The sequence below is a fragment of the Agrobacterium sp. GW821-FHT14E08 genome (assembly GCF_058803865.1).
In genome coordinates, this window is record NZ_JBXAPJ010000003.1 from 562,534 (window position 1) to 587,250 (window position 24,717).

A 24,717-nucleotide genomic window follows, 5' to 3' on the forward strand; every position below is an offset into this window, starting at 1 on the left:
CATGACTGAACCGCTTCTCAAGGTCGAAAACCTCAACGTCACCTTCACCAATTACGGCCGCACCCGGCAGGTGCTGCGCGATGTCGCCTTCACGGTTGCCGCCGGCGAGCGCGTGGCGCTGATCGGCGAAACCGGTTCGGGAAAATCCGTCACCGCCAAGGCGATCATCGGCACTTTGCCGAAGAATGCCGCGATCACATCAGGTGCGATTGTCATCGATGGCCGGGATGTGCTGTCCATGCCGCGCAGGGAGCGCGAGGCCCTGAAGGGCACGGCGTTTTCGCTGATCATGCAGGACCCGCTCTCGTCCTTCAATCCGGTCTTCAAGATCGGCACGCATCTCGATGATGTCATGCGTTTTGCCGACAAGCGCGACGGCGTCAATTCGTCCAAGGCGGAGCGTCGCAACCGCATCGCAGCCGTTTTACGCCGCGTGCAGCTCGCCGATACCGAGCGGGTCATGAACGCTTATCCGTCCGAGCTTTCGGGCGGCATGCGCCAGCGTGTGCTGATCGGGCTTGCGCTGCTGCACCAGCCGAAGCTCCTGATCGCCGATGAGCCGGGCACGGCGCTCGATGTGACGACGCAGGATGAAATCCTCAACCTCATCAACCAGCTTGTTGCCGAAGAAAATATGGCGCTGCTGATGATCACCCACAATCTCGGCGTCGTGCGCAAGGTGGCGGACAGGGTCGTGGTCATGCATCACGGCGATATCGTCGAGACCGGTCCATGCACGCAAATCCTGCATAGCCCTGCCAAGGATTATACGCGCTCACTCCTGGATGCCGTGCCGCCGCTTTATGGCCCGCGCGTCACCGACCTTACGCAAAGCACGCGGCAGCCGATCATCACCATCGAAGGCCTGAACAAGATTTACGGCAGGCGCAATGGTTACCATGCCGTGCGCGACGTGAACCTGACGCTGAAGCAGGGCGAGGTTTTTGGCCTGGCGGGTGAGTCTGGCTCCGGCAAGACCTCGGTTGCGCGCATGATCATGGGCCTCTCGCGTCCCACCTCCGGCAATCTTGTCATTGACGCCCCGGCGCCTGAGCGCGGCAAGCGGCTGACGCAGATCGTCTATCAAAATCCCGGTACTTCGCTCAATCCGAAGCGCACGGTGAAACAGACGCTGGCACTGCCGCTGAAATCCATCGGCATGGATGGGCAGGCGCGGGAAAACCGGATGCAAGAACTGATGGGGCTGGTGCGGTTGCCGCAATCCTATCTCGGCAAATATCCGCACGAGCTTTCTGGCGGCCAGAAGCAGCGTGTGGCGATTGCCCGGGCGCTGGCGGCAGAACCGAAAATCCTCATCCTTGATGAGCCGACGGCAGCACTTGATGTCTCCGTGCAGAAGACGGTGATCGACCTTCTGCTGCAACTGCGCGAGGAGCTTGGCCTCACCTATCTGATGATCTCGCACGACCTGTCGCTGATGCGCAATTTCTGTTCGCGCATCGCCATCATGCTGCGCGGCGAGATTGTCGAGGAAGGCGTGACGTCGGCGGTCTTCGCCGAGCCGACGCATCCCTATACCCGCGCCCTGATCGCGGCCATCCCCGTCGTCACCGACGAGGAAGAACGTCTCAAACCCACCGTGACCGAGGAAGAGCGCATGCGCTTCCTCGTAAAAACGACCGATTGATGAAAGAGGAGCCTGACGTGTATCGCGTTGGAATTGACGTCGGCGGCACGAATACCGATGCCGTTGTGTTGCAGGATAAAACCGTTCTGGCGGGGGTGAAGGCCTCCACGACAGAGGATGTGACGTCCGGTGTCATCGAAGCCCTTGAAAAGGTCATCGAGGCGTCGGGCATAGACAGGGCGCGCATCGGCGCCGTGATGATCGGCACCACGCATTTTACCAATGCGGTGATCGAGCGCCGGCATATGGACGAGGTGGCCGCCATCCGTCTCGGCCTGCCTTCCGGTGCCGGCCTGCCGCCCATGGTCGACTGGCCGGATGATCTCAGGGAAATCGTCGGCAACCACGGTTATCAGGTGCGCGGCGGTTACGAATTCGACGGCCGCGAAATTTCGCCGCTCGATGAGGACGAGATCGTCCGCATCGCCGCCGATATCCGCGCCAAGGGTCTGAAGGCTGCTGCCGTCACCTGCGTTTTCAGCGGCATCAACGAAGCGATGGAGCTGCGGGCGAAAGAGATCTTACAGGAACGCTGCCCCGGCCTGCCGGTGGTCATGTCCAAGGATATTGGCCGTCACGGTCTGCTTGCGCGTGAAAGTGCTGCAATCATGAATGCCAGCCTGCTGTCGCTTGCCGACCGCACCGTTGCAGCTTTCGGCGAGGCGCTGAAGGCTGCGGGCATTACCTGCCCGTTTTATATTACCCAGAACGACGGCACGCTGATGGCGGCCGACGTCGTGCGCGGCTTCCCCGTGCTCACCTTCGCTTCAGGCCCGACGAATTCCATGCGCGGTGCAGCCTTCCTCACCGGCCTCAAGGATGCCGTGGTGGTGGATGTCGGCGGCACCACCTCCGATGTCGGCTCGCTGTCGCACGGCTTCCCGCGTCAGGCCTCGACCACGGTGGATATTGGCGGGGTGCGCACCAATTTCCGCATGCCGGACGTCTTCTCCATCGGTCTCGGCGGCGGTTCGCTGGTGGTCAATGGTGACCACGGCCTGACCGTCGGGCCGAAATCCGTCGGTTACCGTGTTCGCCGCGAGGCGCTCTGCTTCGGTGGCTCGACCCTGACGGCGACCGATATCGCGGTTGCCTCCGGCAAGGCCGATGTGGGCGAGAAGGCGCTGGTTTCCAGCCTCGACAAAAAGCTCGTGGATGCGGCGGTCGACAAGATCAATGACATGCTCGAAGCCTGCGTGGAGCGCAGCCGCATCTCGTCGTCGCCGGTGCCGGTGATTGCCGTCGGCGGCGGTTCCATCCTGATGCCGGATCGTATCGGTGACCTCGAAGTCATCCGGCCTGAGAATTTCGCCGTGGCCAATGCCGTCGGCGCGGCGATTGCGCAGATCAGCGGTGAGACCGACCGGGTCTTCTCGCTGGTGGACGGACGCACGCGCGAGAGCGCGCTGGCCGAGGCAGAAGCGGAGGCGCGCGAAAAGGCGATTGCCGCCGGTGCGATTGCCGCGACGCTGGAAGTCATCGAGCGCGAGGACATGCCGCTTGCCTACCTGCCCGGCAATGCCACCCGCATTCATGTGAAAGTTGTTGGAGAAATGGGAGCCAATCATGGCTGAGACACGCAAGCTGAAATATGACGAAGCGGCATTGCGGACGCTGACCCGTGAAGATCTCGACGCGCTGGAAATCGGCGCCGGCATTCTTGGCACGGGCGGCGGCGGCAATCCCTATCTCGGCAAGCTGCTGGCGCTGGAGGCCATGAAGGCCGGTTACGAGATGAAGATCCTCGCAACCGACGCCATCGAGCCGGACGCGCTCTGCATGTCGATCGGCGGCATCGGCGCGCCTGTCGTCGGTGTTGAGCGCATTCGCGAAGGCCGCGAAGGCCTGCGCTGCCTGCGGGCGATGGAAGAGCTGATCCGGACCCCGGTCGACGCCATCGTCTGCGAGGAAATCGGCGGTTCCAATTCCATGAACCCGCTGGTCACTGCGGCGCTGGGCGGCCTGCCGATCCTCGATTGCGACGGCATGGGCCGGGCATTCCCGGAAATGCAGATGACCACCTTCTCCATCTATGGTCATAGTTCCACACCGTCGGTGATGTGCGATCTGCACGGCAATGCGGTCATTTTCAGCCATGCCGTTTCCGAAGTCTGGCACGAGCGCATGGCGCGCGCCTGCGTCGTTTCGCAGGGCGGCGGCGCGATGCTGGCGACCGCGCCGATGCAGGCGCATTACGTGCACCAATACGGCATTCCGAAAACCTACACCAAGGCGATCGCCATCGGTGAGGCGGTGATCCGCGCCCGCAAGCAGCAGGAAGACCCGATTGCCGCGGTGTGTGCACTGGAAGGCGGAAAGCGCATCTTCAACGGCAAGATCACCGATCTGAAGCGCCACCTCCGCGGCGGTTTCGCGGTCGGCGATCTCACGCTCTCCGGCTTCGACGATTGCGCCGGCCAGACGGCGGGCGTCGCCATCCAGAACGAATTCCTGCTGTTTTCCCGTGACGGCAAGGTGGAAGTGACGGTGCCCGATCTGATCGTCCTGCTCGATGTCGATACGGGTTATCCGATCACCACCGAAGTGCTGCGCTACGGCCAGCGTGTGGCCGTCATCGCCATCCCCTGCCACGACCTGCTGCGCAGTGCCCGCGCGCTTGAGGTCGTCGGGCCGGCAGCCTTCGGTTACCCGGACATTCCTTTCTCACCGCTGCCCGTTCCGGTCAGCAAGGCTGCCTAACCATAAGCGGGGCCAATGCTCCGCAATAAAGAGGAGAACGATAATGAAAATGCCTGTACTTTCTTCCCGTCTCGCCGCGCTGGCGCTCGGTACAGCGCTTGCGTTGCCGCTTGTTTCTTCCGCAGCCCTTGCGGAAGACAAGGTGTCAGTCGCGGTCAACACCATGCAGATATTCAGCTCGCTCGACCCGGCGAAGGTGACCGATTATACCGGCTACATGGCCATCGTGAACATGTATGACGGCCTGACCACAGTGAACGCCAAGGGCGAAATCGTGCCGCATCTGGCGAAATCCTGGGAGATTTCCAAGGACGGCCTGACCTACACCTTCCACCTGCGCGACGATGCGAAGTTCCAGGATGGCACGGCGGTGAAGGCTGCCGATCTTGCCTGGTCGATCCAGCGCCTGCTCGGCATCAACAAGGGCCCGTCTAACCTCATCGTCGGTGTCCTGAAGCCCGAAAACGTTACCGCGCCTGACGATGCCACGCTGGTCATGAAGATCGAGCGCCAGTTCTCGCCCTTCATGGCGGCGACGCCGCTGATGATGGCGATGAACAAGACGCTGATCGAAGCCAATGCCAAGCCCGAAGACAAATGGGGCGAGGCCTATGTCGGCGAACATTCCGCCGGTTCCGGACCCTACAAGCTCGTCAGCTACAACCGTTCCGCCGATATGGTCATTGCCCGTAATGCCGATTATTTCCTCGGCTGGACCAAGGGCAAGCCGATTGACGAAGTGCGCTTCGTGCAGACCAGCGACGACGCCACCGTCAAGGCGCTGGCGGAAAAGGGCGAACTCGGCCTTTCCTCGCACGGGCTTGGCAACGACACCTATGAATCCATCGGCCGCATGAAGGGTTACAAGCTGATCCAGACCCGCACCGCCGGTGGTTTCGTCATCAAGCTCAATACCAAGGTCTATCCGACCGACGACGTTCATGTGCGCCGCGCCATCGCCTATGCGACGGATTACAAGACGATCCAGGAAGTGATCTATCCGGGCTTCGACATGCGCGGACCACTTTCCGATGCATTCAAGGATGCGCATAACGGCGATATCCAGCCGGGCGTCTACGATCTGGAAAAAGCCAAGGAAGAGTTGGCGAAGTCGAAATATGCCGGCCAGAAGATCACGCTGGTCAACAGCTATGTCGCGTCGCTGGCCTTCGAGGCCGAAGTGGCGCTGCTTCTGCAATCCAGCCTCGAACAGATCGGCATCACGCTCGACATCAAGCCGGAGCCGTGGAACCGCATCGTCGAGCTGTCCTCCAAGCCCGAAACCACGCCGGCATCGACGCAGGTGAACATCTCGCCGACCTATCCGTCGCCGGATTCGATGTTCTACAACCAGTATCACTCCAAGGCATCCGGCACCTGGATGTCGATGGAATGGCTGCAGAATGCCGAGATCGACGGGCTGATCGACAAGGTCCGCGCCACCACAGATGTCAACGAGCAGAACGCCACCTACAAGGAACTGCAGACGAAGATCGCCGATCTTCAGCCTGACGTCTGGGCCGTTGCGCCGAACCGCCGTTATGCGGCGAACAAGTGCCTTCAGGGTTACGAGTTCATTCCCATGCAGAGCTGGGACCTGAACTTCTCCAACTTCCATTGGGACTGCAAGGCGGAGTGATCTCCGCCTCATGAAAACCGGCCCCGCCACAAAGGCGGGGTTGGCCAGACTTGGAACTTCAAAGGGAAGGAGCATCGCCTGCGGCCGGAAAGGCTGCGGCATGCCCGAGGATGACGCATGATCCAGGAATTTTCCGAAGACGATATCGAACCTCTGGCCACCGGCGCCTGGATTCTGGGAACCGGCGGTGGCGGCAACCCCTATATATCGACGCTCAACCTAAGCCGTCTTTATGCCGAGGGCAGGCGGGTAAAGGTCATGGATCCCATGGCGCTTGCCGATAACGATATGGTTGCCGTCGTCTCCAAGATGGGTGCGCCGCTTGTCGGTCAGGAGCGGTTGGGGGATCCCGTGCATCTCGCCCGCGCCGTCGAGGTGATGGAGGATTATCTTGGCAAGCCGTTTCGGGCGATCATGAGCGTGGAAATCGGCGGCTCGAATGCTCTTTCTTCCTTCCTCGCCGCCGCCGTGCTCGACCGGCCGGTCGTTAATGCCGACGCCATGGGACGCGCCTATCCTGAAGCGCAGATGACATCCTTCGCCATCGGCAACCTGCCGATGTTCCCGCTGTCGCTCGTCGATGTGCGCGACAATGAGGTGATCGTAACGCGCGCTGCCTCCTGGAAATGGATGGAGCGCATCTCGCGCAGGGTCTGCACCGAAGTCGGCTCTACCGCCGCCACCTGCAAGGCGCCCCGCACAGGCAAGGAAGTCAAGGAATGGGGCATTCATTACACCGTCACCAAGGCGACCGAACTCGGGCGCGCGGTGATGGCAGCACGTGCGCGCCATGACGATCCGGTTCAGGCGGTTCTCGACCACGAGGGCGGAAAGCAGCTGTTCCGCGGCAAGGTGGTGGATGTGGCGCGTGAGACTACCGGTGGTTTCCTGCGCGGCAGCACGACCATTGAAGGCACCGATGCCGACCGGGGTTCGCGCATGGAGCTGGCCTTCCAGAACGAATGGGCGGTCGCTTTCCGTGATGGCCAGCCCGTCGCCATGACGCCGGACCTGCTCTGCCTTCTCGATACTGTTTCCGGTGGCGCCATCGGCACGGAGTCGGTGCGCTACGGCCAGCGCGTCACGGTTGTCGCCCTGCCGGCGCCGGAGCTTTTGACGACACCTGCCGGTATCGCCGCCGTCGGCCCGCGCGCCTTCGGTTATGACATTGACTTCAGATCGGTATTCCCATGAAACGCATCGGTATTGACGTTGGCGGCACCAATACGGATGCCGTTCTGATCGATGGAGACACCATTGTCGCTTCCATCAAGGTTCCGACCACGCAGGATGTCCTGTCCGGCGTCAAGGCGGCGCTTGCCCATGTGGCGAGCCATGTCGGCGCGGCAGACCGGCCGATTGATGCGGTGATGATCGGCACCACCCACTTTACCAATGCCGTGGTGGAGCGCGCACGGCTGGAGCGGGTTGCTGCCATCCGCATCGCGCTGCCGACCGGCTCTTCGCTACCGCCCATGTGCGACTGGCCGGCGGATCTGCGCGATGCGGTCGATCCGCTGATCTTCATGGTGCATGGCGGCCATGAATATGACGGCAGTCCGCTAGTGCCCATGGTTCCCGATGAAATCCGCGAAGCGGCGATGAAAATTCGCGATGCTGGCATCACCTCCATCGCCATTTCCGCGACCTTCTCACCGCTGACGACGGAGTGCGAGGTGCGGGCGGCGGAAATCGTCCGTTCGGTGATCCCTGATGCACGCATCACGCTTTCCCATACGCTTGGTCGCATCGGGCTGCTGGAGCGGGAAAATGTAGCTCTTCTGAACGCAGCGCTGCAAACACTGGGCAAGACCACGGTTCAGGCATTTTCGGATGCACTGCGCGAAGCGGGCGTAAAAGCGCCGTTCTATCTGACCCAGAATGACGGCACCGTGGCGCTCGCGGATGTCGCCGCCGCAAACCCCGTGCACAGCTTCGCCTCCGGCCCGACAAACTCGATGCGCGGCGCTGCTTTCCTCACCGGGCTTTCCGATGCCATGGTGGTGGATGTCGGCGGCACCACCTCCGATATCGGCTGCCTTGTCGGCGGTTTTCCGCGCGAGGCGAACAATATCGTTCATATTGGCGGGGTGCGCACGCTCTTCCGTATGCCCGATCTTCTGCCGATTGCGCTCGGCGGTGGCACCATCGTCGACCCTGAGACGGGCAAGATCGGTCCGCGCTCTGTCGGTTATCGCATTCTGACGGAAGCCCGCGTTTTCGGCGGTAAGACGCTGACGACATCGGATATCGCCGTTGCCGCCGGCCTGATCGAGATGGGTGACCGCGACCGTGTGAAAGACCTCGATCCGGCCTTCGTGCAGGCCTCGCTTCAACGCATCCGCGACATGGTGGCCGATAGTTTCGACCAGATGAAGACGTCTGCCGAAGACGTGCCGCTGGTTGCTGTCGGCGGCGGGGCATTCCTGATTCCCGAGACGGTTCCGGGTGCATCGGAAGTGCTGCGCGTCGAAAATGCCGGCGTTGCCAATGCACTGGGGGCGGCGATGGCGCAGGTTTCCGGCGAGGTCGATCAGGTGTTTTCCGGCCTGAGCCGGGACGAAGCCCTTGCGAAAGCCGAGACCGAGGCGCAGAACGCTGCGGTCGCGTCTGGCGCGGAGCGGGCGAGCCTCAAGACGCTTGAGGTCGAGGATATCCCGATCGCCTATCTGCCGGGCGGCGCTCGCAGAGTGCGTGTAAGGGTCATCGGCGATATCGCCTTTCATTGATGGTAAGAGGCCCTGCGGGAGTGGGGTGACGAGGGAGTGAGCACATGACGAAGATCGCACTGGCCATTCACGGTGGTTGCGGCGTGATGCCGGAAAACAGCATGACGGCCGGGGAGTGGGCTGCTGCGCGCAACGATCTGGCGGCGGCCCTGCGTGCCGGTTATGGCGTGCTGAAGGCTGGCGGAACGGCGCTTGAAGCGGTTGAGGCGGCGGTCGTCGTCATGGAGGATAGCCCGCATTTCAATGCTGGCCACGGGGCGGCGCTCAACGAAAACGGCATTCATGAACTCGATGCCTCGATCATGGATGGTGAAACGCTGGCGGCAGGTGCGATCAGCGCCTCCCGCGCCATCCGCAACCCGGTAAAGGCAGCTCGTGCGCTGATGGCGGATGAGCGTGCCGTCTATCTGACGGGGGAGGCGGCCGACCGTTTCGCAAAGGAAAAGGGGCTCGCCACCGAGCCTCAATCCTATTTCACCACCCAAAAGCGCCTTGAGGCTCTGGCGGCGATGAAGCGCCATGCCTCCGCCGGTACGGAAGCGACGGAAAACGAAAAGCACGGAACCGTCGGTGCTGTGGCGCTTGACGCTTCGGGGCATCTCGCGGCGGCCACTTCGACCGGCGGCTATACCAACAAGCCGGATGGCCGGGTGGGCGACAGCCCGGTGATCGGGGCCGGCACCTATGCGCGTGATGGGGCCTGTGCGGTCTCCGGTACCGGCAAGGGCGAGTTTTTCATCCGTTATGTCGTTGGCCACGAGATCGCGTCTCGCGTCGCCTATCTCGGGCAGGATCTGGAGACCGCCGCCGGCGATCTGGTCCACAAGGATCTGGCGCCTTACGATATCGGCGCGGGCCTCGTCGCAATTGATGCTGAAGGCGGCATATCCGCGCCCTATAATACATCAGGCATGTTTCGCGGCTGGGTGACGCCCTCGGGAGAGGCGCGTGTGGCCACCCATGACACGGTCTATGAGGTGGAATTGTAACCGGCGACCGTGCCGGCTAAGTGGCGGCGTTAAAAAAAACCGGTGACATCAAGGTCTATCGGCGGCAAAACGTCTGAACCGAAACCGGCTCGTCTCTTCACCCATGGTGCTGGCCTCATGAACATCAAGCAGCTCGAAGTCCTGCGCACGCTTCTTTCCACCGGCTCGACCATCGCCACCGCGAAGGCCATGGGGCTCAGCCAGTCCGGTATCAGCCGGCTTCTGGCTCAGCTAGAGGCGGATTTGTCGCTGACGCTGTTTGCCCGCGACAAGGGGCGGCTGATCCCGACGCCGGAGGCGGTGCTGCTCGCGCGGGATGCGGAAAACGTGCTGCTTGCGGTCGATCGCATGTCCGGCCACGCCGAGGATTTGCGCAATGGCGCGGCCGGTCCGGAAATTGTCCGCATCGGCCTGCCGAGCAGCATGTGGGAAAATTTCGCGCCCGCCATGCTGATCGACTATGTCAGGGATTTCCCGGGTGTTCGCATCGAGACTTTTTTCGAAACGACGATCGCCATCAACAAGCTCGTCGGCGAGCGGGTGATCGATCTCGGTTTCCTGCGGATGGAAGGCGAGATCGGGCCGGGCATCGATGTCGAACGCGTTGCTACCGGCAAGAGCGTCTGTGTGGTGCGGGAGGATCATCCCTTGGCCAAGCTTGATGAAATTACCGTCAAGGACCTGCGCAATATTCCGCTCATCCTGATCGGCCGGCAGCGGCCGAACCGCATGGCGCTCGATCAGGTGTTCAAGAAGGCCGGCGTCAAGCCGATGGTGAAGATCGAGACCCACACCAACAGTTCCGCCTGCGCCTATGTTGCACATGGGCTGGGGGTCACGATCATCAGCAGTTTTTATGCGAATCTTTACCGGCACCTTCCCGTCGTCGCCCGGCCTTTCATCCCGCAGTCAACGCAGGAATTCGGTCTTGCCCGCGCCTCTGGCGCCCCGCTGTCCATCGCCGCGCAGGCGCTCAGCGACGCCTTGAAACAGCAAATCCAGTTTTCGCAGAAAACCGACTGAAAACAGGATTTTTCGCGGAAGTCCTCATTGTCCGTGTCAGGATGAAACGCGCCATCATTCTGCATAGATATATGACGTTTATGCATAATATTGCGACTTATTTATCAATCCGTCATAGTCACCAGCAACGAAACCGATAGAGGCGGGATATCATTCCCGGCCATCAATCGTGGGGAACCGATGATAAGATTCATACTGAGCCGTCTTTTGATGGCGCTGCCGACGATCGCATTCGTGTCGATCACGGTCTTTGCGCTCATCCGCTTCATTCCGGGTGATCCAGCTGCCCTGATGCTGGGCGACATGGCGCAACCCGAACAGATCGAGGCGATGAGGACCGAACTCGGCCTTGACAAGTCCATGCCGCAACAGTTCCTCATCTGGGCCGGCAACGTTGTGCAGGGGGATTTCGGCCGCTCCATCGTCAATGACGAAGCGGTGCTGCCGCTGGTGGTCTCGCGCTTTCTCGTCAGCGCCGAGATCGTCGTGGTCGCCGTGCTGCTCGCCAGCCTGATTGCGGTTCCGGCCGGTGTGATCGCCGCCTGGAAACAGAACAGCCTGACCGATCTTGCGCTGGTTGGAACGGCAACCCTGCTTCTGTCCATCCCGACATTCTGGCTGGGTCTTCTGCTTCTGCTGTTTTTCGGCCTCAAGCTCGGCTGGCTGCCGGTGCTGGGATATGTGTCGATCAGCGATAATCTTGTTGGTGGCATGCTTTATCTCGTCTTGCCCGTCATGACGCTGGTGATCCACGAAATGGGCGTTCTGATCCGCATGGCGCGCGCCTCGACACTGGAAGTGCTGCGGCTGGATTACATTACCCATGCCCGCGCCAAGGGCCTTTCGGAAAGCGCCGTTCTCTGGCGGCACGCCTTCAAGAACGCGTTTGGTCCGACATGGACGATGATCGGCCTCATCCTCGGCAATCTCCTCGGCGGTATCGCCGTCATCGAGACGGTGTTCACCATTCCCGGCCTCGGACGGCTGATGGTCGACAGTATTTTTGCCCGCGACTATCCGGTCATACAGGGCTGCCTGCTGTTCGTCTCGCTGTCCTATGTGCTGGTCAACCTGTTCGTCGACCTTCTTTATCCCCTCTTCGATCCGCGTGTGGTTGCCGAATGAAAAAGTTCACACTTAACGGGCTTATCGGCGGCTTTCTCATCGCCCTCCTGCTCATCACCGCCGCAACGGGTCTGTTCTGGACCCCCTATGATCCGATGAAGCTCGGCTTCGCCTCGCGTCTGGCCGGTCCAAGCGCCAGCCATCTTCTCGGCACCGACGAATTCGGGCGCGATGTTTTGAGCCGTCTTATGGTCGGCGCGCGCGCCAGTGTCTGGATCGGCTTCCTGACGGTCAGCTTCGCGACGATCTGCGGCACGCTGATCGGTCTTGTCAGCGGTTATGCGCGCGGCTGGGTGGATGGCGTCATCATGGCCATCAACAATGGGCTCTTGGCCTTTCCGGGCATTCTGCTAGCGCTCGGCCTGCTCGCGGTTTTCGGCGCGAACCAGTATGGCATCATCTTCGCGCTCGGCATCGCCTATACGCCATCCATGGCGCGTGTGGTGCGTGGCGCGGTGCTTTCCCTGCGTGAGCGGGAATTCATCGAGGCGTCGCTGGTGATGGGCAATGGCGAGATCTACACCATGTTCCGCCACATCCTGCCCAATTGCATTGCGCCGATCACGGTTCTTGCCACCTCCATGTTCGGCTGGGCCATCCTGTCGGAAAGCGCGCTCTCCTTTCTCGGCCTCGGCGTGCCGCCGCCGGCGCCCACCTGGGGCAACATGCTGGCCGCCGGCCGTCCCTTCATCCAGCAGGCCGTTTGGCTCGGGCTTTTCCCCGGTCTCTGCATCGCACTGACGTTGCTCGGCATCAATCTTCTGGGCGATGCCCTTCGCGACAGGCTTGACCCGCGCATGAGAGGTCTCAAATGACTGTTAATACACTTCTCACCGTTCGCGGCCTTTCGCTCGAAGTCGCCAGAACCGGCCATCGGGTGGTCAAGGATGTCTCCTTCGATATTGCCGCGGGCGAAATCTTCGGCATCGTCGGCGAAAGTGGCTCGGGAAAGACGCTCGCCACCCGCGCGCTCATCTCGCTTCTGCCACCGGCCATCGCCGTCACCGGCGGGTCGATCATCTACAAGGGGCAGGATGTCATGTCCCTGCCGATGAAGGAGCTTCGGCGTCTGCGCGGCGCGGAGATTGGCGTGGTGTTTCAGGAGCCGATGACCTCCCTGAACCCATCGATGACGATTGGCAGGCAGCTGGAAGAGGGGCTGATCCTTCACACGAAATTGTCGCCCGAAGAGCGCCGCGAGAAAATTTTGGACATGCTGCGGCGGGTGGGCATCCGCGATCCCGAAGGTGCGCTGACGGCCTATCCGCACGAGTTTTCCGGCGGCATGCGCCAACGCATCATGCTGGCGTCGGTCATGCTGCTGAAACCCGCTTTGCTGATCGCCGATGAGCCGACGACGGCGCTTGACGCGGTCATCCAGCGCGATGTCATGGAACTGATGGTGGAGCTGACGCGGGCGGAAGGCACCGCTGTTCTCCTCATCAGTCACGATTTGCCGATGGTGGCGCGTTATACCAGCCGCATTGTGGTGATGGAAAAAGGCACGATCGTCGAACAGGGCCGCACCGAGGACCTGCTGGACGCGCCGCAGCACCCCTATACCAAGAAGCTGCTTTCCTCCCTTCCGTTTCGCGGCGAGCCGCGCAGCATCGATACATCTAAGGCGCCGATGGTTTCGGCCCGCGATATCGTTGTCGATTATGCCGGCCGCAAATCCCTGCTGAAGAAGGCCAAACCGAAGCGGGCGCTGCATGGCGTCAGCATCGATATTCATGAGGGCGAGGTCGTGGCGCTCGTCGGCGGTTCCGGTTCCGGCAAGACGACGCTTGGTCGCACCATTGCCGGGCTTGTGCAGGAAAGCGAAGGGCATATCCGCTTTCAGGGCCGCGAGCGCAACGAGGACTGGAAGGATTATCGCCTCAACTGCCAGATGGTGTTCCAGGATCCCTATTCCTCGCTTGATCCGCGCATGACCATTCAGGCGCTGGTGGAAGAGGCATTGCGGCTCGTGCCTGACCTCGATCAGGCCGCCAAGCGCAAGCGGGCGCTGGAAACGCTGGAGGAAGTGGGGCTCGGCGCTGACTTTGCCGCCCGCTATCCGCATGAGCTTTCCGGCGGCCAGCGCCAGCGCGTGGCGATTGCCCGCGCCATTGCCCGCCGCCCGCGGTTCCTGATCGCCGACGAACCGGTCTCGGCGCTCGACGTGACGGTGCGGGCGCAGGTGCTCGATCTCTTTTCCGATCTGCAGAAACGTTACGGTTTTTCATGCCTGTTCATCAGCCACGATCTCGGCGTGGTGGAGCAGGTGGCCGACCGTGTCGTCGTCATGCAGGACGGCCGCATCATCGAAGAGGGTGACCGCGACACGATTTTCGACAGTCCGAGGGAGGCCTATACGCGCCGGCTGCTCTCGGCCATTCCCGCCCTCGACCAGAATGAAAAGGGCGGCGTGACACTGAAATGGCGTCTGGAAGATGAAGTTTAACAGGAAGATGACTATGACCGTGGCTGCCCAACTGAATACGATCTGCGATGCACAGCCTTTCGTGACGCGCTTCATGGTGCGCAATCTCCTGACCGGCGAAGAGATCGGGCGCGGAGAAAACGAGGAGACGCCATCGGGCAGCACCCGCAAGACGTCGATCATGATGGCCGTGCTCAAGGCCGCCAGCGAAGGGCGGATCGATCTCGACCAGCCCGTGACCTATGAAAAACGGCTGGCGGAAGAGGTTGCGAGCGGCATGTTCCGTTATATGACGCCGGGCATCGTCATCTCACTACGCGATGCCGTTGCCGGCATGATGGTGCTGAGCGACAATGTCTGCACCAAGATGGTGCTGGAACGGCTGACGCTGGAAGAGGTGGACGGCTATTGCAAATCGCTCGGCATGGCCAATACCCATCACCGTTTCCTCATCCCGCCGCTGGCGCTGGCGGCCGACCATCCGTTGAAGACAGTTACGACCACCTCCGCGGCGGATCAGGTACTGCTGCTGCAGACAATTCTGGATGCCCAATCGTCGCCCGAGGCGCAGGCAAAGCTCGGTTGCAGCCCGCAATTGTGCGAATGGGCCATGCAGACGCTGAAGAACCAGATTTTGCGTTATGGAATCCGCTCGCGCTTGCCTTTCGAGGCCCTGGTGGCCAGCAAGAGTGGGCGCGGCAAGCGCGGGCGCATGGATGCCGGCATCGTCTACAGAAACGGCGCGCCGTCCTTCATCATCACCACCTATACCGATGAGGTGCCGCAAACCATGCCTGATGGTACGCCGGGATACACCATCGCGCTCGAAACGATCGGCCGGCTGGCACAGGCCTGCTGGGACGGGTTTTAATCAATCAATATCAACGACAACAAAGAGGGTAGAACAGTGAAAAAACTTCTTCTCGCAGGCGTTGCCCTGCTGGTAACGGCCAACATCGCGGCGGCCCGCGACATCACCATTGCGCAAAGCTCGGATCTGCGCAGCAGCAATCCCGGCGTGAACCGCGACGGCAATACGGACGGGGTTATCCTGCACATCGTGGAAGGCCTTGTCGGTTATAACAATGCCGGAGAGGTGAAGCCGCTTCTGGCCGAAAGCGTCGAGGTTGCGGCTGACGGCCTGACCTATACGTTCAAGCTGCGTAAGGACGTGAAATTCCACAATGGCAAGCCGCTCACCGCAGAGGATGTCGTCTGGAACTGGACGCGCTATCTGAAGCCGGAAACGAAGTGGGCGTGCCTCAACGATTTCGCCGAGGGCGGAGCAGCTCACCTCACTGGCGTCAAGGCCACGGATGCCTCCACGGTTGAGATCACCCTTGAAAAACCCTCTGCCGTTTTCCTCGGCCTCATGTCGCGGCCTGAATGCGGTTATACCGGCATGATCTCGCCGGAATCGGTTGCTGCCGATGGCAGCTTCGCCAAGCCCATCGGCACCGGGCCGTTCCAGTGGGATGAGTGGAAGAAAGGCGAATATATCCGTCTCGCTAAATTTGCCGATTATGTTTCGCCGGCAAATGATGGCAAGCCTGACGGCATGGTCGGCTCCAAGCGGCCGCTCGCCGATGGCATCAAATTCATGGTCATTCCCGATGCTTCGACGGTGAAGGCAGGTCTTGAATCCGGCGTGCTCGATACGGCCGAGATTTCTCCCGATCTCATTCCGGAGTTCAAGACCAATGAGAAGATGCAGCTCATCGTCGCCCGCAACAACGGCAAGAACCTGTTCTACATCCAGACCCGCGACAAGGTGCTGAGCAACCCCGGCGTGCGCCGCGCCATGGCGATGGCGCTCGATCTCGATGAACTGGTCGCCGCCGCATCCAACGGCACGGGTGAAGCCAACGGCTCGATGGTCTCGCAGGACTCGGTCTATTTCGACGAGACCCAGAAAAAGCGTCCGGCCTATGACATCGAGGCGGCGAAGAAGGAACTGGAGGCCGCCGGTTACAAGGGCGAGCCGATCTCCATCATCGCCAACAAGCGTGGCAACGTGCCGAGCTTCCCGGCCGCCGTCATGGCGCAGGCCATGATGCAGCAGGCGGGTCTCAATGTGCAGATCGAGGTGCTGGATTACGCCACGCAGGTCGACCGCCGTCGCTCCGGCAATTATCAGGTGATCTCACAGTCGGTCGCCCCGCGTCTCGACCCGGCGCTGATGTATGCCTTCTATGTCGGTAACAAGGACAAGAACGCCTCCTTGATGTGGGACGATCCGAAAGCGATCGAACTGATGAAGGCGGCATATGTCGAGGCCGACCAGACGAAACGCCAGAAGATTTTCGACGAGTTCCACGAACTGATGCTGAAGGAAATGCCGGGCATCTTCCTCTACGACATGGTCGATGTCTGGGGCGCGACGAAGAAGCTGAAGGGCCAGCCGGTCTGGCAGTCGAACGCCCGCCTCTGGGAAGTCTCGGTCGACAACTGATCCAATATGCCCGCGTCGGCAGCAAAATCCGGCGCGGGTCTTTTCATCATAAAGCGTAAGGGTTTGGTGGTCCCCTCCGCCGAAGCGCTTGCGTGCGCCCGAAAAGGGCGAGAATGCGAGGACGAACCATGAACCGTGACGCCGTGATGTCGATTGCCGCCGAAATCGAGATGATGAAGCCCGATTTTACCACTCTGAGCGACAGTATCTGGGATTTTGCCGAACTTAAGTTCGAGGAGCGGCAATCCGCCGGAGTTCTGGCAAAGGCGCTTGAAGAAAACGGCTTTGCGGTCCGACGCGGCGTGGCAGGCATGGAGACGGCCTTCATCGGTGAATTCGGCAGCGGCAAGCCGGTCATTGCCTTCCTCGGTGAATTCGACGCGCTGGCCGGCATGAGCCAGGTGGCCGATGTGGCGCAGGTGCAGCCGCGTGAAGCGGGTGCTACGGGCCACGGCTGCGGCCACAACCTGCTCGGCGTCGGGTCGCTGATGGCGGCCATTGCACTGACGCGGCATCTGAAGGCCAATAATCTGCCCGGCACCGTGCGTTATTACGGTTGCCCCGGTGAGGAGGGCGGTTCCGGCAAGACCTTCATGGTGCGCGCCGGCCTGTTTGATGATGTCGATGCGGCACTGACCTGGCATCCGGCTCCCTTCAATGGCGTGCGTTCCACCAACAATCTCGCCGTGCTGGAATATTTCTACCGTTTCAAAGGCGTGGCTTCCCACGCCTCCAACGCTGCCCATCTCGGCCGTTCGGCGCTGGACGCCGTGGAACTGATGAATGTCGGCGTCAATTTTCTGCGCGAACACATGCCGCAGGATTGCCGGGTGCATTATGCGATTACCGATACCGGCGGCAAGGCGGCCAATGTCGTGCAAGCGAAGGCGGAAGTGCTTTACCTGATCCGCGCACCGGAAATGCGCCAGGCGCTCGATCTCGCGGCGCGGGTGGACAAGGTCGCGCGTGGTGCTGCCATGATGACCGAAACCGAAGTGGAGATCGTCTTCGATACCGCCTCCACCAACCTTCTGCCCAACATCACGCTGGAAACGGCGATGCATGAAAACATGGTGACGCTCGGCCCCATCGCCTTCGACGAAGCGGATATCGCTTTCGCAAAGAGCATTCAGGATACTTTCACCGACGAGGCGATCAAAAGCAGCATCCGGCTCTACCAGATAAAGGGCGATGTCTTCTCCAACAGGAAGGTCGACGGATCGATGCCCCTGCATCTGGGCCTGCGCGATTTCGAGGGCGAGTCGCATTTCCGGGCCGGCTCTACCGATGTCGGCGACGTCAGCTGGATCACGCCGACGGCACAATGCTGGACGCCCGCCTGGGCGATCGGCACCAATCCGCATACATGGCAGGTGGTGGCGCAGGGCAAGAGCCCTGCCGCCCATAAGGCCATGGCGCATGCAGCCAAGACGCTCGCATCGACGGGTCTTGCGCTGATGACCTCGCCTGATTTGCTTGCCAGCGCTAAAAAAGAGTGGCGGGAAAAAACGGAAGGCAGCGACTATGTCTGCCCAATCCCGGCCGATGTGATGCCCGGTTCGCACCCGTAACGCGCCCCGCCAGCTTTCTCGCCCATCCCCGACTACCTCCGAAGACACTTTGCTGAAGGCTGCCCGATGACCTGGGGGTAAGTCTTCAGCTTTCGCGTGAGCCGTTTCCGCTTCCGCCGAAGCGGGAGCGCGCCGGCACGTCCTCCCATAATTTCCGTTCATCACCGCCTTGTGTGCCGCTTCGCTGACGGGCTGCGAAGAAAGCATTGACGTTCAGACCAAAAATGGAATAAATATATCGAACAACAGAAAATCGGTTTCATTATTCCGTTTTCTGAATGTGAGGAGGTAGCGGCGGGCTTTTGGGCTCGTTTCCGGCTGGGAGAGGTGGCGCCGGACACCACGGAGGAGAAAAGAATGAAGAAGCTTATCATCAGTGCGGCCATGTCTGTGCTTTTGGGCACGGCGGCACATGCCGAGACCGTCGGTGTTTCGATGGCCCTGTTCGACGACAACTTCCTGACCGTGCTGCGCAACGGCATGCAGGATTATGCCAAGGAACAGAAAGGCGTCACCCTGCAGGTCGAGGATGCGCAGAACGACGTTGCCAAGCAGCAGAGCCAGATCCAGAACTTCATCGCCTCCAAGGTGGATGCGATCATTGTCAACCCGGTTGACACGGATGCGACGGCAGCCATGTCGAAGCTTGCCGCCGACGCGAAAATCCCGCTGGTTTACGTTAACCGTCAGCCGGTGAACGTGGACAGCCTGCCGGATGGCCAGGCTTTCGTAGCATCGGAAGAAACCGTTGCCGGCACGCTGGAAACCAAGGAAGTTTGCCGCCTTCTCGGTGGCAAGGGCAAGGCCGTGGTCATGATGGGCGAATTGTCCAATCAGGGCGCGCGCATGCGCACGCAGGCCGTTCACGATGTTCTGAAGACCGATGAATGCAAGGGCATTTCCGTGGTTGAAGAACAGACGGCAAACTGGCAGCGCACGCAGGGTGCCGACCTCGTCACCAACTGGCTGTCCAGCGGTATCGAGTTCAACGCGGTCATCGCCAACAACGATGAAATGGCGATCGGCGCCATCCAGGCCCTGAAGGCCGCAGGCAAGGACATGAAGGAATATGTCGTTGCCGGTGTGGATGCCACTCAGGATGCGCTTGCCGCCATGCAGGCGGGCGATCTCGACGTGACGGTGTTCCAGGATGCCGCAGGCCAGGGCAAGGGCGCTCTCGACGCGGCGCTGAAGCTCGTCAAGGGCGACAAGGTGGAGAAGAAGGTTTACATTCCCTTCCAGCTCGTCACACCGGAAAACGTCAAGGACTACGTGGCCAAGAACTGACGAAACCCGTTCCGGCATTTGCAACCGTTTAAATCAGTCTCGGAAGCAAATGCCGGATATGGACGGCTCCCGGAGCGCCGGGCCCCGGAACGGGAAAAGCTATAGAATTTCAGTGAATTCAAAGTGTTACAGCGCCTTTGTGTCGTGAGCGATACGGCGCTGTAAGCCTCCCCGGAAGACGGACGCCGTTGGGCAGAGCCATTTTTCCGGTTATTTTTGTCTATTGTGGAGGGTGAGATGGTCGTCAGTCCATCGACAATGGCCGCCGTGCGCGCCAGCGGCGCCGTGCCGAATGCAGAATTTCTTCTCGCGGCAGATGGCATACGCAAGGAATTTCCCGGCGTCGTCGCGCTGGATGATGTTTCGTTCCATCTCAAGCGCGGCACCGTGCATGCGCTGATGGGCGAGAATGGCGCCGGCAAATCGACGCTGATGAAGATCCTTGCCGGTATCTATCAGCCGGATGTCGGCGAAATTCGCCTGAAAGGTGCTGCGATACGCCTCGATTCGCCGCTCGACGCGCTCGAGAACGGTATTGCGATGATCCATCAGGAACTCAACCTGATGGCCTATATGACGGTGGCGGAAAACATCTGGATACGCCGCGAGCCGAAAAACCGGCTCGGCTTCATCGATCACGGCGAAATGTATCGCCGCACCCAGGCGCTGCTGGAAAGGCTCGGCATCGATCTCGATCCGGAAACGCGCGTCGGCGAGCTTTCGGTGGCGAGCCGTCAGATGGTTGAGATCGCCAAGGCGGTGTCTTACGATTCCGATGTTCTGATCATGGACGAGCCGACATCGGCGCTGACGGAGCGTGAGGTCGAGCATCTTTTCCGCATCATCCGGGATCTCAGGGAACGCGGTATCGGCATCGTCTACATCACCCACAAGATGAACGAGCTGTTCGAGATCGCCGACGAGTTTTCCGTCTTCCGCGACGGCAAATATATCGGAACACATGCGTCTACGGATGTGACGCGTGACGACATCATCCGCATGATGGTGGGCCGCGAAATCACGCAGATGTTTCCGAAGGAAGAGGTTCCGATTGGCGACGTGGTGTTGTCGGTCAACAATCTGACGCTTGACGGCGTGTTCCGTGACGTTTCCTTCGAGGTGCGCGCCGGTGAAATTCTCGGCGTGGCGGGCCTCGTCGGCTCGGGCCGCTCCAATGTCGCCGAAACGGTGTTTGGTGTAACGCCCGCATCCTCGGGCACGGTTGCAATCGACGGCAAGGCGGTTTCCATCGCCAGCCCGACAGAGGCCATCCGTCATCGCATGGCGTTTTTGACGGAGGACCGCAAGGATACCGGATGTCTGCTGATCCTCAACATTCTGGAGAACATGCAGATCGCGGTCTTGCAGGACAAATATGTCGCCAATGGCTTTGTACAGGAAAACGCGCTTTCGGATGCCTGCGAGGAAATGTGCCGCAAGCTGAGGGTCAAGACGCCGCATCTATACGAGCGTATTGAGAATCTGTCGGGCGGTAACCAGCAGAAGGTGCTGATCGGCCGCTGGATGCTGACAAAACCGCGCATTCTCATTCTGGATGAACCGACGCGCGGCATTGATGTCGGGGCGAAGGCTGAAATTCACAAGCTGGTTGGCGAGATGGCGCGTCAGGGCGTCGCCGTCATCATGATTTCCTCCGAAATGCCGGAGGTTTTGGGAATGAGTGACCGCATCATGGTCATGCATGAAGGTCGGGTGACGGGCTTCCTTGACAGAAGTGAAGCCACACAGGTGAAAGTGATGGATCTCGCATCGCGGTGAGGCGCGCCGGGATTTCTCGAGGAGGAACACGTAATGAATACGAACGCCGCCGCCAACGCAGAGTTGGATGCAAAATCCGGACGTAAGCCGCACAGGCGCATTCCGCCGGAAGCCAATATATTTTTCATCCTGATCGGCATCGCGCTGGTTTATGAGCTGCTCGGCTGGATTTTCATCGGCCAGAGCTTTCTGATGAACCAGCAGCGCCTCACGATCATGATCCTGCAGGTGTCGGTGATCGGCATCATCGCTGTCGGCGTCACGCAGGTCATCATCACCGGCGGCATCGATCTGTCTTCCGGTTCGGTCGTCGGCCTGACGGCGATGTTGTCCGCAAGTGTGGCGCAATCCTCGACATGGCCGCGCGCCCTCTATCCGGGTCTCACCGATCTGCCGTTCTTCATACCGCTGGCCGTCGGCATATTGGCCGGGGCTTTGGCCGGCTTCATCAACGGGCAGCTTATCGCCCGCACCAAAATTCCGCCCTTCATCGCAACGCTCGGCATGATGGTGACGGCGCGCGGCCTTTCCAAATGGTACACGAAGGGTCAGCCGATTTCGGGGCTCACCGATGGTTTCAACTTCATCGGCACGGGCATCTGGCCGGTCGTGGTGTTCCTCGTCGTCGCCGTCATCTTCCATGTGGCGTTGCGCTATACGCGTTACGGCAAGTTCACCTATGCCATCGGCGCCAACCAGCAGGCGGCGCGTGTTTCCGGTATCAATATCGAGGCGCATCTTATCAAGGTCTATGCCATTGCCGGCATGCTGGCGGGTCTTGCCGGTGTCGTCACCGCTGCCCGCGCGCAGACGGCGCAGGCCGGCATGGGCGTGATGTATGAACTCGACGCCATCGCCGCAGCCGTTATCGGCGGCACCTCGCTGGCTGGCGGTGCCGGCCGCATCACGGGAACGGTGATAGGCACCATCATCCTCGGCGTCATGACGTCCGGTTTCACATTCCTCAGGGTTGACGCCTATTACCAGGAGATCGTCAAAGGCCTCATCATCGTGGCTGCTGTTGTCGCCGACGTTTACCGCCAGAAGAAACGCGCAAAGCGTTAAACACTCCTCCTCCCGGACTTGGGGCAAGCTTTCAGGCTTGCCCCTTTTTTATGCCCTGGCGATAGGATCCGGCTTGCATCTGAAGGCGAGGGTTTCAGGCCTTGCTGTTGCGATACTCGTGAACGGCCTTGCCGAAAGCCTCGAACAAAGCGCGTGACGGTGCGTCCGTCTCGGCCCAATATTCCGGATGCCATTGCACGCCGACGGCGAAACCCTTGGCGTCAATGACGGAGACGGCCTCGATGGTGCCGTCCGCCGCCGTCGCCTCCACCTGCAGGCGTGGTGCAGTTTCAGCGATCGCCTGCCGATGCAGCGAATTGATCTGGATTTCGCCTGACATGCCGAGATGCTTTGCAATGCAGGAGCCCTCGCGCACATGCACCGGCTGGCGGATGGCGAAGGCCACGTCGCGGTCGTCATGTTCGGGCTTGCGGTGGTCCCAGATGCCGGGTTGTTCCTGAATTTCGGAAGCAAGCGTGCCACCCAGCGCCACGTTCAGCTCCTGGATGCCGCGGCAGATGGCAAGCATCGGAATGCCGCGTTCCAGCGCGCGGCGGATCAGCGGCAGGCTGGTGGCATCACGGGCCGGATCGAAGGGGCCGTCGCTTTCCCGTGCCTCTTTTCCGTAGAGGGAAGGGTGTACATTGGTGGCCGAGCCGGAAACGAGCAGGCCGTCGACCCGGTCAAGAATGGCGTCCACCTCATTGCCTTCCTCAAAGGCCGGAACGATGAAGGACATGACGCCCGCCACCTTCAGTGCGGCGGAAAGATACTGGTTCTGCGCGGCGTGCCAGTCGGCTCCGGTGAAATGCCGGATGTCGGCGGGAACGGCGATAATCGGTTTTGGCATGGTGGCTCCGGGGCGAATCTCCAAAAATTTGTGCGACTGCCGGCGGGGCAAGTCAAGCACGCCTTTTGCGTTCTGTCGGCAATATATGCGCCTAAAGTATAAGGCTGCATTGTGATATTTCAGTTGCAAATAAAATACGGAGGAGACGGCCGGAAAATTCCTCAAAAGGCCGGTTTTCGCGCGATTAATTCTTGGGGCGGGTGCTTGTCAGCCGGGCGGTAACCGTGCTTACTTTGCTGCGATGCCTGAACAGCAAAGAGGGGAATTCAAAGCTGCGGGCAGCGTTCATATCTGGGAGGATATAGATGGATCGCCGTTCCTTTATGAAAAAAGGTGCGCTGGCGGGAGCTGCTACGGCAGCCTTGGCCGCGCCCGCCATTGCACAGCAGAATACCAAGATCAACTGGCGCCTGACATCGTCGTTTCCGAAATCGCTGGACACGATCTATGGCGGCGCCGAAGATATTGCCAAGCACGTTGCGGCCGCTACCGATGGCAATTTCACCATTCAGCCCTTTGCCGCCGGCGAAATCGTGCCCGGCCTGCAGGCGGCTGACGCCGTATCATCGGGCACGGTGGAAATGTGCCACACCTGCTCCTATTATTATGTCGGCAAAGACCCGACCTTCGCCATCGGCACGGCGATACCCTTCGGCCTCAATGCCCGCCTGACCAATTCCTGGTTCTATGAGGGCAATGGCAACAAGCTGCTCAACGAGTTCTATGCCAAGCACAATCTCTACGGCATGATCTCGGGTAATACCGGCGCGCAGATGGGTGGCTGGTTCCGTAAGGAAATCAACACGGTCGACGATTTCAAGGGCGTGAAGATGCGCATTGCCGGTCTGGCCGGCAAGGTGGTGGAAAAGCTCGGCGTCGTGCCGCAGCAGATCGCCGGCGGCGACATCTATCCCGCGCTGGAAAAAGGCACCATCGATGCCGCCGAATGGGTTGGCCCCTATGACGATCACAAGCTCGGTTTCCAGAAGGTGGCGAAGTATTATTACTATCCCGCCTTCTGGGAGGGTGGCCCCGTCATCCATTCCTTCGTCAATCTGGACAAGTGGAACAGCCTGCCGAAGAACTATCAGACGGCACTGCAGGATGCATGCGCTTTCGCCAATACCAGCATGATGGCGAAATACGACGCCAAGAACCCGATTGCCATCAAGCAGCTGGTTTCTGAAGGTGCCGTATTGCGGCCGTTCAGCCAGGAAATCCTCGAAGCCTGCTACAAGGCGGCGCTGGAAGTCTATGCCAATATCTCGGCCACCAACCCGGACTTCAAAAAGATCTACGAGGATCAGGTTGCCTTCAAGCGCGAGGGGTATCTCTGGATGCAGCTGGCGGAATACACTTTCGACACTTTCATGATGATCCAGCAGCGCAACGGCAAGCTCTGATTATTCGGTGACGGCGGACCGAGCAAAGACCC

19 protein-coding genes are annotated in these 24,717 nt (G+C 60.6%); 18 read left to right on the forward strand and 1 reads right to left on the reverse strand.

All coding sequences use genetic code 11. The features are described 5' to 3' along the window. The first annotated feature begins 1 nt into the window (after position 1). The 17 genes from nikE to AC1ROR_RS15400 all read left to right on the forward strand — a co-directional run bounded on the left by nikE (position 2) and on the right by AC1ROR_RS15400 (position 22,432). A complete protein-coding gene (gene nikE / locus AC1ROR_RS15320) occupies positions 2 to 1,648 on the forward strand; it encodes a nickel ABC transporter ATP-binding protein NikE (protein ID WP_498589917.1) in 1,647 nt (548 codons plus the stop codon). 17 nt (positions 1,649 to 1,665) lie between these two features. Continuing rightward, a complete protein-coding gene (locus AC1ROR_RS15325; RefSeq protein ID WP_498589918.1) occupies positions 1,666 to 3,222 on the forward strand; it encodes a hydantoinase/oxoprolinase N-terminal domain-containing protein in 1,557 nt (518 codons plus the stop codon). Further along, the gene (locus AC1ROR_RS15330) at positions 3,215 to 4,348 is read left to right on the forward strand and encodes an S-methyl thiohydantoin desulfurase family protein (protein ID WP_059753279.1); all 1,134 of its coding nucleotides are present in this window, start codon (positions 3,215 to 3,217) and stop codon (positions 4,346 to 4,348) included. Before AC1ROR_RS15325 ends, AC1ROR_RS15330 begins: the two co-directional genes overlap by 8 nt. Positions 4,349 to 4,391: 43 nt before the next feature. Continuing rightward, the gene (locus tag AC1ROR_RS15335; protein WP_498589919.1) at positions 4,392 to 5,987 is read left to right on the forward strand and encodes an ABC transporter substrate-binding protein; all 1,596 of its coding nucleotides are present in this window, start codon (positions 4,392 to 4,394) and stop codon (positions 5,985 to 5,987) included. Positions 5,988 to 6,104: 117 nt separating this feature from the next. Beyond that, on the forward strand, positions 6,105 to 7,181 hold the full coding sequence (locus tag AC1ROR_RS15340; protein ID WP_498589920.1) for an S-methyl thiohydantoin desulfurase family protein: 1,077 nt from the start codon (positions 6,105 to 6,107) through the stop codon (positions 7,179 to 7,181). Beyond that, on the forward strand, positions 7,178 to 8,716 hold the full coding sequence (locus AC1ROR_RS15345) for a hydantoinase/oxoprolinase N-terminal domain-containing protein (protein WP_498589921.1): 1,539 nt from the start codon (positions 7,178 to 7,180) through the stop codon (positions 8,714 to 8,716). Before AC1ROR_RS15340 ends, AC1ROR_RS15345 begins: the two co-directional genes overlap by 4 nt. Positions 8,717 to 8,760: 44 nt before the next feature. Next, positions 8,761 to 9,705, forward strand: a complete 945-nt coding sequence (locus AC1ROR_RS15350) for an isoaspartyl peptidase/L-asparaginase family protein (RefSeq protein WP_498589922.1) — start codon at positions 8,761 to 8,763, stop codon at positions 9,703 to 9,705. A 117-nt stretch (positions 9,706 to 9,822) separates the two neighbouring features. Then, positions 9,823 to 10,728 (forward strand): LysR family transcriptional regulator, encoded by a 906-nt coding sequence (locus AC1ROR_RS15355; protein WP_498589923.1) that lies wholly within the window; start codon positions 9,823 to 9,825, stop codon positions 10,726 to 10,728. 180 nt (positions 10,729 to 10,908) lie between these two features. Then, positions 10,909 to 11,853 (forward strand): ABC transporter permease, encoded by a 945-nt coding sequence (locus tag AC1ROR_RS15360; RefSeq protein ID WP_003524593.1) that lies wholly within the window; start codon positions 10,909 to 10,911, stop codon positions 11,851 to 11,853. Then, a complete protein-coding gene (locus AC1ROR_RS15365; protein WP_498589924.1) occupies positions 11,850 to 12,668 on the forward strand; it encodes an ABC transporter permease in 819 nt (272 codons plus the stop codon). The genes AC1ROR_RS15360 and AC1ROR_RS15365 overlap by 4 nt, the downstream gene beginning before the upstream one ends. Beyond that, complete coding sequence (locus AC1ROR_RS15370; protein ID WP_498589925.1) at positions 12,665 to 14,299, forward strand: ABC transporter ATP-binding protein; 1,635 nt, start codon at positions 12,665 to 12,667, stop codon at positions 14,297 to 14,299. The genes AC1ROR_RS15365 and AC1ROR_RS15370 overlap by 4 nt, the downstream gene beginning before the upstream one ends. 13 nt (positions 14,300 to 14,312) lie before the next feature. Continuing rightward, the gene (locus AC1ROR_RS15375; RefSeq protein WP_498589926.1) at positions 14,313 to 15,149 is read left to right on the forward strand and encodes a serine hydrolase; all 837 of its coding nucleotides are present in this window, start codon (positions 14,313 to 14,315) and stop codon (positions 15,147 to 15,149) included. A gap of 36 nt (positions 15,150 to 15,185) precedes the next feature. Beyond that, positions 15,186 to 16,730, forward strand: a complete 1,545-nt coding sequence (locus AC1ROR_RS15380) for an ABC transporter substrate-binding protein (RefSeq protein WP_498589927.1) — start codon at positions 15,186 to 15,188, stop codon at positions 16,728 to 16,730. A 128-nt stretch (positions 16,731 to 16,858) separates the two neighbouring features. Then, a complete protein-coding gene (locus AC1ROR_RS15385; protein ID WP_498589928.1) occupies positions 16,859 to 18,301 on the forward strand; it encodes a M20 family metallopeptidase in 1,443 nt (480 codons plus the stop codon). A gap of 357 nt (positions 18,302 to 18,658) precedes the next feature. Next, complete coding sequence (locus AC1ROR_RS15390; protein ID WP_035221030.1) at positions 18,659 to 19,588, forward strand: sugar ABC transporter substrate-binding protein; 930 nt, start codon at positions 18,659 to 18,661, stop codon at positions 19,586 to 19,588. Positions 19,589 to 19,825: 237 nt separating this feature from the next. Continuing rightward, positions 19,826 to 21,367, forward strand: coding sequence for a sugar ABC transporter ATP-binding protein (locus tag AC1ROR_RS15395; protein ID WP_142170605.1), 1,542 nt, complete (start codon positions 19,826 to 19,828; stop codon positions 21,365 to 21,367). 33 nt (positions 21,368 to 21,400) lie between these two features. Beyond that, on the forward strand, positions 21,401 to 22,432 hold the full coding sequence (locus AC1ROR_RS15400; protein ID WP_035221026.1) for an ABC transporter permease: 1,032 nt from the start codon (positions 21,401 to 21,403) through the stop codon (positions 22,430 to 22,432). A 94-nt stretch (positions 22,433 to 22,526) separates the two neighbouring features. On the opposite strand, the gene AC1ROR_RS15405 is transcribed toward AC1ROR_RS15400, so the two are convergent. Further along, complete coding sequence (locus AC1ROR_RS15405) at positions 22,527 to 23,282, reverse strand: gamma-glutamyl-gamma-aminobutyrate hydrolase family protein (protein ID WP_498589929.1); 756 nt, start codon at positions 23,280 to 23,282, stop codon at positions 22,527 to 22,529. 305 nt (positions 23,283 to 23,587) lie between these two features. Between AC1ROR_RS15405 and AC1ROR_RS15410 the strand changes: the two genes are divergently transcribed. Next, a complete protein-coding gene (locus tag AC1ROR_RS15410; protein ID WP_035221021.1) occupies positions 23,588 to 24,685 on the forward strand; it encodes a TRAP transporter substrate-binding protein in 1,098 nt (365 codons plus the stop codon). The last annotated feature ends 32 nt before the right edge of the window (positions 24,686 to 24,717 follow it).

Excerpts from the sequence above, each read along its gene's own strand:
- AC1ROR_RS15390 (WP_035221030.1), top strand. The coding sequence starts at position 18,659 with ATGAAGAAGCTTATCATCAGTGCGGCCATGTCTGTGCTTTTGGGCACG.
- AC1ROR_RS15345 (WP_498589921.1), top strand. The coding sequence starts at position 7,178 with ATGAAACGCATCGGTATTGACGTTGGCGGCACCAATACGGATGCCGTT.
- AC1ROR_RS15365 (WP_498589924.1), top strand. The coding sequence starts at position 11,850 with ATGAAAAAGTTCACACTTAACGGGCTTATCGGCGGCTTTCTCATCGCC.
- AC1ROR_RS15340 (WP_498589920.1), top strand. The coding sequence starts at position 6,105 with ATGATCCAGGAATTTTCCGAAGACGATATCGAACCTCTGGCCACCGGC.
- AC1ROR_RS15355 (WP_498589923.1), top strand. The coding sequence starts at position 9,823 with ATGAACATCAAGCAGCTCGAAGTCCTGCGCACGCTTCTTTCCACCGGC.
- AC1ROR_RS15360 (WP_003524593.1), top strand. The coding sequence starts at position 10,909 with ATGATAAGATTCATACTGAGCCGTCTTTTGATGGCGCTGCCGACGATC.
- AC1ROR_RS15400 (WP_035221026.1), top strand. The coding sequence starts at position 21,401 with ATGAATACGAACGCCGCCGCCAACGCAGAGTTGGATGCAAAATCCGGA.
- AC1ROR_RS15410 (WP_035221021.1), top strand. The coding sequence starts at position 23,588 with ATGGATCGCCGTTCCTTTATGAAAAAAGGTGCGCTGGCGGGAGCTGCT.
- AC1ROR_RS15385 (WP_498589928.1), top strand. The coding sequence starts at position 16,859 with ATGAACCGTGACGCCGTGATGTCGATTGCCGCCGAAATCGAGATGATG.
- nikE (WP_498589917.1), top strand. The coding sequence starts at position 2 with ATGACTGAACCGCTTCTCAAGGTCGAAAACCTCAACGTCACCTTCACC.
- AC1ROR_RS15335 (WP_498589919.1), top strand. The coding sequence starts at position 4,392 with ATGAAAATGCCTGTACTTTCTTCCCGTCTCGCCGCGCTGGCGCTCGGT.
- AC1ROR_RS15370 (WP_498589925.1), top strand. The coding sequence starts at position 12,665 with ATGACTGTTAATACACTTCTCACCGTTCGCGGCCTTTCGCTCGAAGTC.
- AC1ROR_RS15330 (WP_059753279.1), top strand. The coding sequence starts at position 3,215 with ATGGCTGAGACACGCAAGCTGAAATATGACGAAGCGGCATTGCGGACG.
- AC1ROR_RS15375 (WP_498589926.1), top strand. The coding sequence starts at position 14,313 with ATGACCGTGGCTGCCCAACTGAATACGATCTGCGATGCACAGCCTTTC.
- AC1ROR_RS15405 (WP_498589929.1), bottom strand. The coding sequence starts at position 23,282 with ATGCCAAAACCGATTATCGCCGTTCCCGCCGACATCCGGCATTTCACC.
- AC1ROR_RS15350 (WP_498589922.1), top strand. The coding sequence starts at position 8,761 with ATGACGAAGATCGCACTGGCCATTCACGGTGGTTGCGGCGTGATGCCG.
- AC1ROR_RS15395 (WP_142170605.1), top strand. The coding sequence starts at position 19,826 with ATGGTCGTCAGTCCATCGACAATGGCCGCCGTGCGCGCCAGCGGCGCC.